Below are 9,166 nucleotides of genomic sequence, written 5' to 3'. Positions count from 1 at the left end.
GAAAAGGGAAACAACCCTAACCATCATCTAAGGCCCCCAAGTACTGGCTAAGTGGGAAACGATGTGGGTTTGCTTTGACAACCAGGATGTTGGCTTAGAAGCAGCCATCATTTAAAGAAAGCGTAACAGCTCACTGGTCAAGCGAACCTGCGCGGAAAATGTAACGGGGCTAAAGCCAGTCGCCGAAGGTATGGGTTTGCTCTTTGAGCAAGCGGTAGCGGAGCGTTCCGTAAGCCTGTGAAGATGAGGCGTGAGCCTTGTTGGAGGTATCGGAAGTGAGAATGCTGACATGAGTAGCGATAAAGAGGGTGAGAGACCCTCTCGCCGAAAGCCCAAGGGTTCCTGCGTAAAGCTAATCTGCGCAGGGTTAGCCGGCCCCTAAGGCGAGGCCGAAAGGCGTAGTCGATGGGAATCAGGTGAATATTCCTGAGCCAGTTGGAAGTGACGGATCTGGTAAATTGTCGGTCCTTATTGGATTGGTTCCGGCAGTGAACAGGTCCCTGGAAATAACTCCAACGGAGACCGTACCCGAAACCGACACAGGTGGGCAGGTAGAGTATACCAAGGCGCTTGAGAGAACTGTGCTGAAGGAACTCGGCAAATTGCACGCGTAACTTCGGGATAAGCGTGACTCTTCTTTGGGCAACCAGAAAAGAGTGGCACAAGCCAGGGGGTAGCGACTGTTTATCAAAAACACAGGGCTCTGCGAAGCCGCAAGGCGACGTATAGGGTCTGACGCCTGCCCGGTGCCTGAAGGTTAAAAGGAGGGGTGCAAGCTCCGAATTGAAGCCCAGGTAAACGGCGGCCGTAACTATAACGGTCCTAAGGTAGCGAAATTCCTTGTCGGGTAAGTTCCGACCTGCACGAATGGCGTAACGACTTCCCCACTGTCTCCAGCACAGGCTCAGCGAAATTGAATTCCCCGTGAAGATGCGGGGTTCCCGCGGTCAGACGGAAAGACCCTATGAACCTTTACTGCAGCTTCGCCTTGGCGTTAGCAGCAACATGTGTAGGATAGGTGGGAGGCTATGAAACCGGGGCGCCAGTTCCGGCGGAGCCATCCTTGAAATACCACCCTTATTGTTGCTGACGTCTAACCGCGGCCCGTTATCCGGGTCCGGGACATGGCGTGGCGGGCAGTTTGACTGGGGCGGTCGCCTCCCAAAGTGTAACGGAGGCGCGCGATGGTGGGCTCAGACCGGTCGGAAATCGGTCGTCGAGTGCAATGGCATAAGCCCGCCTGACTGCGAGACTGACAAGTCGAGCAGAGACGAAAGTCGGCCATAGTGATCCGGTGGTCCTGCGTGGAAGGGCCATCGCTCAACGAATAAAAGGTACTCTAGGGATAACAGGCTGATTTTGCCCAAGAGTCCATATCGACGGCAAAGTTTGGCACCTCGATGTCGGCTCATCACATCCTGGGGCTGGAGCAGGTCCCAAGGGTTCGGCTGTTCGCCGATTAAAGTGGTACGTGAGCTGGGTTCAGAACGTCGTGAGACAGTTTGGTCCCTATCTGCCGTGGGTGTACGAGACTTGAGAGGATCTGTCCCTAGTACGAGAGGACCGGGATGGACACACCTCTGGTGGACCTGTCATGGCGCCAGCTGTGCAGCAGGGTAGCTAAGTGTGGAATAGATAACCGCTGAAAGCATCTAAGCGGGAAACTAACCTCAAAACAAGGTCTCGCTGAGAGCCGTGGAAGACCACCACGTTGATAGGCCGGGTGTGGAAGTGCGGCGACGCATGGAGCTTACCGGTACTAATAGCTCGATAGGCTTGATCGTTCTTCAGTCAAACCCATGAAGCTCTACACGAACTTCAGACACTGATGTCTTCTTCTTTGCCTTGCACTCTCCCCCAAAGAGAGCGCAAACAGCATCCTTTTCGCTGACCTGGTGGCTTTGCCGGGGGTTCCCCACCCGATCCCATTCCGAACTCGGTCGTTAAGTCCCCCTGGGCCAATGGTACTTCGTCTCAAGGCGCGGGAGAGTAGGTCGCCGCCAGGTCTGCTAAAAGGATGCATCACGCAAAGATCAAAAAGTCCAAGAACCCTACCCACGATACATACCCCTGCCGCGGGGTGGAGCAGCCCGGTAGCTCGTCAGGCTCATAACCTGAAGGTCACAGGTTCAAATCCTGTCCCCGCACCCAAACTTTCTACGTAAAGCCCCCAGCACATCGCTGGGGGCTTTCGTCGTTTCGGGATCCGCTCATGACCGACCGCTATCTTGACGACCTCGTCGTCGGCGAAACCTGGACCGGCCAGCCGTTCGTGCTGACGCAGGCCGAGATCCTCGACTTCGCCCGCGCCTATGATCCGCAGCCCATGCACGTGGACCTCGACGCCGCGAGCGCCGGCCGGTTCGGCGGGCTCATCGCCAGCGGCTGGCACGTGGCCTCGCGGGTGATGCGCGAATATGTCGACGCCGCCCCTTTCGGCGCCACGTCGATGCTGGGCATCCGCATCGACGAACTGACCTGGCTGAAACCCGTGCGCCCCGGCGACGCCCTGACCGTCCACCGCGAGATCGTCGAGGTGACCCGCTCGCGCTCCAAGCCCGACCGGGGCACGATCCGCACCTTCACCCGGGTGACCAACCAGCACGCCGAGCCGGTGCTGACCTTCTTCAACCTGATCCAGATGCCGGCCCACGCGGGCGTGAGCCTGTAACGACCCTTGCCTTGTCGCCCGGCGCGCCTTCAGTCTGCGGGCCTGGCGACGGGGGGCTTGGAATGCGGCGACGGACGGTTCTGGCGGGGGGCGTGCTGGCGCTGGCCCTGGCTTGTCCCGCGCTCGCCGCGCCCCTGGCGCCCGACAAGGCCCGCGAGGTCGACGCCATCGCCCGCGAGGTGCTGGCCGCGACCGGCGCGCCTTCGGCCTCGGTCGCCATCGTCGAGGACGGCGAGCCGGTCTACGCCCAGGCCTACGGCCAGGCGCGGCTGTCGCCGCCTGTCCCCGCCACGACCGCCACCCGCTACGGCGTCGCCTCGGTGAGCAAGCAGTTCACGGCAGCGGCGATCCTGCTGCTGGTCGAGGACGGCAAGGTCTCGCTGGATGATCCGGTCGGGAAGTACGTCCCTGGCCTGACCGAGGGCGACAGGATCACACTGCGCCAAGTGCTGTCGCACACCGCCGGCTATCGCGACTACTGGCCGCAGGACTTCGTGTTCGAGGCCATGCGCGGTCAGACCACGCCGCAAAAGATTCTCGACGGCTGGGCGCGCATCCCGCTGGACTATCCGCCCGGGGAGCAGTGGCGCTATTCCAACACCGGCTTCGTGATCGCCGGCCTCGTGGTCGAGAAGGTCTCCGGCGAGCCGTTGTTTTCCTTCCTCAAGCGCCGGATCTTCGATCCGCTGGGCATGGCCGGCGTCACCGAGGACGACACCCAGGCGCTGTCGCCGCCCGACGCCGGCCACTACACCCGCTATGGCCTGGGGCCCGTGGTGCTGGCCGACAAGGAGGGGCCGGGCTGGCTGTTCGGCGCGGCCGAGCTGGCCATGTCGCCGTCGGACCTGGCGCGCTGGAACCGGGCGGTGATCCGCCGGCAGCTGCTGAAACCCGCTTCGTGGGAGGCCATGACCACCTCGGTGGACCTGTCGGGCGGCGTCCCGGCCGGCTATGGCCTGGGCGTATCGGTCAAGGTGCGCGACGGGGTCACCACGATCAGCCACGGCGGCATGCTGTCGGGCGTGCTGACCAGCAACACCGTCTGGCCGGCCGAGAAGCGGGCCGTTACCGTCGTCGCCAACGCCGACTTCGGCGAACCGCAGACCGCCATCTCCCAGCGCATCGCCTTCCTGCTGCGGCCCTCGACCGGGCCGGCGGCGACGGCGCGGACGCTGGTCGGCCAGCTGCAGGCGGGCGCCCTCGACCCCGCCCTGCTGACCGCCAACGGCAAGGCCTGGTTCACGCCGGCGCGCCAGGCCGACTTCAAGACCAGCCTGGCCCCGCTTGGACCGTTGCGCATGCTCGACGGCCAGGGCGTCCAAGTCCGCGGCGGCATGACCTGGCATGGTTTCGACGCGGCCTTCGGAGCGCGGACCCTCTCGGTGTCGATGCGACTGACGCCGGACGGCAAGGTCGAGCAGTTCCTGATCGGGCCGAAGGCGGGCTGACAGCAGAGCAAGCAGGGGGCGGCGATGAGTGACGTGTTCGAGGGCTTCGAGCGGTTCGAATTCGACGACGGTCGCTGGAGCCGCTCGGTCTGGCGGATGGGCACGGGGCCGGCGGTGATCGTCGTCCACGAGATTCCCGGCCTGCATCCGGGCGTGCTGGCGTTCGCCCGCGAGGTGGCGGCCAGCGGCATGACCGTCTTCTGCCCCAGCCTGTTCGGCGAGCCGGGCCGGCCGGTCAGCCGCGGCTACGGCGCGGCCTCGTCGCTGCAGATCGCCTGCGTGCGGCGCGAGTTCAACCTGTGGCGCGGCGGCAGGTCGAGCCCGATCGTCGACTGGCTGCGGGCCCTGGCCCGGCAGGTCCACGCCGAATGCGGCGGCAAGGGCGTCGGCGCGGTGGGCATGTGCGTCACCGGCGGCTTCGCCCTGGCGATGATGACCGAGCCCAGCGTCGTGGCGCCGGTGCTGTCGCAGCCCTCGCTGCCGGTGACGGCCAAGGGCGACCTCGACCTGTCGGACGAGGAGCTAGCCTGCGCCAGGCGGCGGTTCGAGGCCGAGGACCTGTCGCTGATCGCCCTGCGCTACAAGAGCGACTGGCACGTGCAGGGCGGGCGCTTTTCGCGGCTGAAGGCCGAGTTCGGCGAGCGGGCCGAACTGATCGAGCTCGAGGACGCCGACGCCAACGGCTATCGCGTGATCCCGCCGCATTCGGTGCTGACCCTGCACCTCGATCGGGATCGTCCTGACGGGGCGGGGATGGCGGCGGCGCGGCGGGTGATCGCGTTCTTCAGGGAGCGGACGGGGGCTTGAGGCCGAACCCTCTCCTGGAAGGGGAGGGGCGTTCCGCTGGACTTTTCCACGTTACGCGCCTAGACACCGCGCCTTCGATTTTCCCCCGCGCTACCGGCGTTCGATCCGCCGGCCGGGCTGCAAAGGCTATCCGCGCCATGAAGCGCCATTCCGACAAACCCAAGAGCGGGCCCACCGGTCCGTCGCAACGCCAGCTCCGCGCCGGCGAACTGATCCGCCACGCCCTGGTCGACATCCTCCGCGAGGAGGAGCTGCAGGACGAGGCCCTGACGGGCGTCACCATCACCGTCTCCGAAGTGCGGATGAGCCCCGACCTGCGGCACGCCGTCTGCTTCGTCGAGCCGCTGGGCGCGGGCCTGGCCGGCGCCGGCCAGAACGTCGACGAGATCATCAAGGGCCTGAACCGCGTGTCCAAGTTCCTGCGCGGGCGCCTGGGGCGGTCGATCGACATGAAGTTCACGCCGGACCTGAAGTTCCTTCACGACGAGAGCTTCGGCACGGCCGCCTACATGGACAAACTGTTCCTCGATCCGCGCGTGCGCCAGGATACCGAGCGCCGCCTGTCCGACGTGCTGGACGAAGGCGAGGGCGACTGAGCCATGGCGCGCCGCAAGAAGGGTGACGCCGTCTCGGGCTGGGTGTGCCTGGACAAGCCCTACGACCTGACCTCGACCAGCGCGGTCTCCCGCGTGCGCCGGGCGTTCAACGCCCAGAAGGCCGGCCACGCCGGCACGCTGGATCCGCTGGCCACGGGCATCCTGCCGCTGGCCCTGGGCGAGGCGACCAAGACCGTTCCGTTCCTGATGGACGCCGACAAGGCCTATCGCTTCACCATCGCCTGGGGCCGCTCGACCACCACCCTCGATCGCGAGGGCGAGACCACCGGCGAGAGCGACGTGCGCCCCGCGATCGAGGCGATCGAGGCCGCCCTGCCGGCCTTCGTCGGCGAGGTCGACCAGGTGCCGCCGAACTTCTCGGCCATCAAGGTCGACGGCGAGCGGGCCTACGACCTGGCCCGCGACGGGGTGGAGTTCGAGCTCGCGACCCGCAAGGTGACCATCCATGCCCTGCGCGTGCTGTCGGTTCCCGACGCCGACCACGTGGAGCTGGAGATGGAATGCGGCAAGGGCACCTACGTGCGCGCCGTGGTCCGCGATCTGGCGGCCGCGCTCGGCGCCTGTGGACATGTCAGCCAGCTTCGCCGAACGCGGGTGGGCCAGTTCTCCGAGCAGACGGCGATAAGTCTGGAAACTCTAGAGAATTTGAGCTATGAGGCCCGACTGTCGGAGGCATTGCTTCCGGTCGAGACCGCGCTGGACGACATCCCGGCGTTGGCCGTGACCGACGAAGACGCCTTCCGGCTTGCGCAAGGACGCGCCATCGTTCTGCTACCCAGGCAGGTGGAGACGCTGAAAGCCGAGCTTACGCCCGGCGATCGCACCGTTTCCGCCATGTCCGGAGAACGCCTGGTGGCCTTGTGCGAGATGCGCGCCGGAAAGCTCAATCCGGTGCGGGTCTTCCAACTCACCTGAGCGGAGACAACCCGATGTCGATCACTGCCGAGCGCAAGAGCGCTCTTATCGCCGAGCACGCCCGCACCGAGGGTGACACCGGCAGCGCCGAAGTCCAGGTCGCGATCCTCTCGGAGCGCATCTCGAACCTGACCGAGCACTTCAAGACCCACAAGAAGGACAACCACAGCCGTCGTGGCCTGCTGAAGCTGGTTTCCCAGCGTCGCCGTCTCCTCGACCACCTGAAGAAGTCCGACGAAGGCCGTTACGCGGCTCTCATCGAGAAGCTGGGTCTGCGCCGCTAAGGCGCATTTCCGCCGCCTTACCCCGGTAAGGCGGCGGAACGCTATCTAGGGTCTGCCGCGCCGAGACAGGCCGGGGCGGAAGATCCAAGGGTTCGCTCACAGTTGGAGCGGCGCCCCGTACGTCCGAGGGTTCACGTCCTCAAACCCCTGCCTGTCGCATTAGGATGAGGATCATCGGCCCGGCTTCCGTTAGCCGTCCGGCCCCTGTCCACCCCCGACGGGAATCCGCCCGCGGGAACCGAAAGACGAAAAATGTTCGATATCAAGCGCAAGACGATCGAGTGGGGCGGCAAGACGCTGGTCCTCGAAACCGGTCGCATCGCCCGTCAAGCCGACGGCGCCGTTCTGGCCACCATGGGCGAAACCGTCGTCCTGGCCACCGCCGTGTTCGCCAAGAAGGCGAAGCCCGGCCAAGATTTCTTCCCGCTGACGGTCAACTACCAGGAAAAGACCTTCGCGGCCGGCAAGATCCCGGGCGGCTACTTCAAGCGTGAAGGCCGTCCGTCGGAAAAGGAGACCCTGGTCTCCCGCCTGATCGACCGTCCGATCCGCCCGCTGTTCGTCAAGGGCTTCAAGAACGAAGTCCAGGTCGTCGTCACCGTGCTGCAGCACGACCTCGAGAACGACCCCGACATCCTGGGCATGGTCGCCGCCTCGGCCGCCCTGACCCTGTCGGGCGCCCCGTTCATGGGCCCGATCGGCGCGGCCCGCGTCGGCTGGGTGAACGGTGAGTACGTGCTGAACCCGACGCTCGACGAGCTGAAGGAAAGCGCCATGGACCTGGTCGTGGCCGGCACCGCCGACGCCGTGATGATGGTCGAAAGCGAAATCAAGGAACTCTCGGAAGAGATCGTCCTGGGCGGCGTCAACTTCGCCCACCAGCAGATGCAGGCCGTGATCGACGCGATCATCGACCTGGCCGAGCACGCCGCCAAGGAGCCCTTCGACTTCCAGCCGGAAGACACCGACGCCCTGAAGGCCGAAGTGAAGAAGGCCGTCGGCGCCGACCTGGCCGCCGCCTACAAGATCCAGACCAAGGCCGACCGCGTCGCCGCCCTCGGCGCCGCCAAGACCAAGGCCATCGAGACCTTCGCCAAGAGCGACACCAATCCGGCCGGCATCGATCCGCTGAAGCTGGTCTCGGTGTTCAAGGAGCTCGAAGCCGACATCGTCCGTCGCTCGATCCTCGACACCGGCATCCGCATCGACGGCCGCACCGTCGACAAGGTCCGTCCGATCCTGGGCGAAGTCGGCATCCTGCCGCGCACCCACGGCAGCGCCCTGTTCACCCGCGGCGAGACGCAAGCCATCGTCGTGGCCACCCTGGGCACCGGCGACGACGAGCAGTTCATCGACGCCCTGGAAGGCACCTACAAGGAATCCTTCCTGCTGCACTACAACTTCCCCCCCTACTCGGTGGGTGAGACCGGCCGCATGGGTTCGCCGGGCCGTCGCGAAATCGGTCACGGCAAGCTGGCCTGGCGCGCCCTGCGCCCGATGCTGCCGGCCAAGGAAGACTTCCCCTACACCATCCGTCTGGTCTCCGAGATCACCGAGTCGAACGGCTCGTCCTCGATGGCCACGGTCTGCGGTTCGTCGCTGGCCATGATGGACGCCGGCGTTCCGCTGGTGCGTCCGGTGTCGGGCATCGCCATGGGCCTGATCCTCGAAAAGGACGGCTTCGCCGTTCTGTCCGACATTCTGGGTGACGAAGATCACCTGGGCGACATGGACTTCAAGGTCGCCGGCACCAGCGAAGGCCTGACCTCGCTGCAGATGGACATCAAGATCGCCGGCATCACGCCCGCGATCATGGAGCAGGCCCTGGCCCAGGCCAAGGACGGCCGCGCGCACATCCTCGGCGAGATGAACAAGGCCATGGAAGCGCCGCGTGAAGACGTCGGCGAGTTCGCTCCGAAGATCGAGACCATCACCATCCCGACCGACAAGATCCGTGAAGTGATCGGCACCGGCGGCAAGGTGATCCGCGAGATCGTCGCCACCACCGGCGCCAAGGTCGACATCAACGACGAAGGCACCGTGAAGGTCTCGGCCTCGGACGGCGCCAAGATCAAGGCCGCGATCGACTGGATCAAGTCGATCACGCAGGAAGCTGAAGTCGGCGCGATCTACGACGGCAAGGTCGTCAAGGTCGTCGATTTCGGTGCCTTCGTGAACTTCTTCGGCGCCAAGGACGGCCTCGTCCACGTCAGCCAGATCAGCAACGAACGCGTCGCCAAGCCGTCGGACGTGCTGAAGGAAGGCCAGATGGTCAAGGTCAAGCTCCTGGGCTTCGACGACCGCGGCAAGACCAAGCTGTCGATGAAGGTCGTCGACCAGACGACGGGTGAAGACCTGTCGAAGAAGGCCGAAGTGACCCCGGAGGAAGCCGTCAACACCTGATGACGGCTTTCAGGGCGACCT

At 65.0% G+C, this 9,166-nt stretch carries 7 protein-coding genes, 1 tRNA gene and 2 rRNA genes (1 of these 10 running past the window's edge); all 10 read left to right on the top strand.

Translation table 11 applies throughout. The features are described 5' to 3' along the window. Positions 1-1,784 (top strand): 23S ribosomal RNA (locus C1707_RS05205); it begins 1,002 nt to the left of the window's first position. Between the two features lie 107 nt (positions 1,785-1,891). Further along, positions 1,892-2,006 (top strand): 5S ribosomal RNA (gene rrf, locus C1707_RS05200). 68 nt (positions 2,007-2,074) lie between these two features. Beyond that, positions 2,075-2,151 (top strand) — tRNA-Met (locus C1707_RS05195). Between the two features lie 61 nt (positions 2,152-2,212). After that, entirely contained in the window at positions 2,213-2,671 is a 459-nt protein-coding gene (locus C1707_RS05190) for a MaoC family dehydratase (RefSeq protein ID WP_101713608.1), read from the top strand. A gap of 62 nt (positions 2,672-2,733) precedes the next feature. Then, positions 2,734-4,119 (top strand): serine hydrolase domain-containing protein, encoded by a 1,386-nt coding sequence (locus tag C1707_RS05185; RefSeq protein ID WP_101713607.1) that lies wholly within the window; start codon positions 2,734-2,736, stop codon positions 4,117-4,119. A gap of 24 nt (positions 4,120-4,143) precedes the next feature. Beyond that, positions 4,144-4,926, top strand: a complete 783-nt coding sequence (locus C1707_RS05180; protein WP_101713606.1) for a dienelactone hydrolase family protein — start codon at positions 4,144-4,146, stop codon at positions 4,924-4,926. A gap of 137 nt (positions 4,927-5,063) precedes the next feature. Next, positions 5,064-5,522, top strand: a complete 459-nt coding sequence (gene rbfA, locus C1707_RS05175) for a 30S ribosome-binding factor RbfA (RefSeq protein ID WP_101713605.1) — start codon at positions 5,064-5,066, stop codon at positions 5,520-5,522. A gap of 3 nt (positions 5,523-5,525) precedes the next feature. Further along, positions 5,526-6,458: a tRNA pseudouridine(55) synthase TruB gene (gene truB / locus C1707_RS05170; protein ID WP_101713604.1), complete on the top strand. Its 933-nt coding sequence runs from the start codon at positions 5,526-5,528 to the stop codon at positions 6,456-6,458. A 14-nt stretch (positions 6,459-6,472) separates the two neighbouring features. Further along, a complete protein-coding gene (gene rpsO, locus C1707_RS05165; RefSeq protein ID WP_058348691.1) occupies positions 6,473-6,742 on the top strand; it encodes a 30S ribosomal protein S15 in 270 nt (89 codons plus the stop codon). 252 nt (positions 6,743-6,994) lie between these two features. After that, on the top strand, positions 6,995-9,145 hold the full coding sequence (gene pnp, locus C1707_RS05160; protein ID WP_101713603.1) for a polyribonucleotide nucleotidyltransferase: 2,151 nt from the start codon (positions 6,995-6,997) through the stop codon (positions 9,143-9,145). Positions 9,146-9,166 lie beyond the last annotated feature (21 nt).

Origin of the sequence: Caulobacter flavus (assembly GCF_003722335.1) — a bacterium.
Lineage (GTDB): Bacteria > Pseudomonadota > Alphaproteobacteria > Caulobacterales > Caulobacteraceae > Caulobacter > Caulobacter flavus.
Note: the sequence above shows the minus strand (reverse complement) of the source record. Positions and strands in the feature narration are given on the sequence as shown.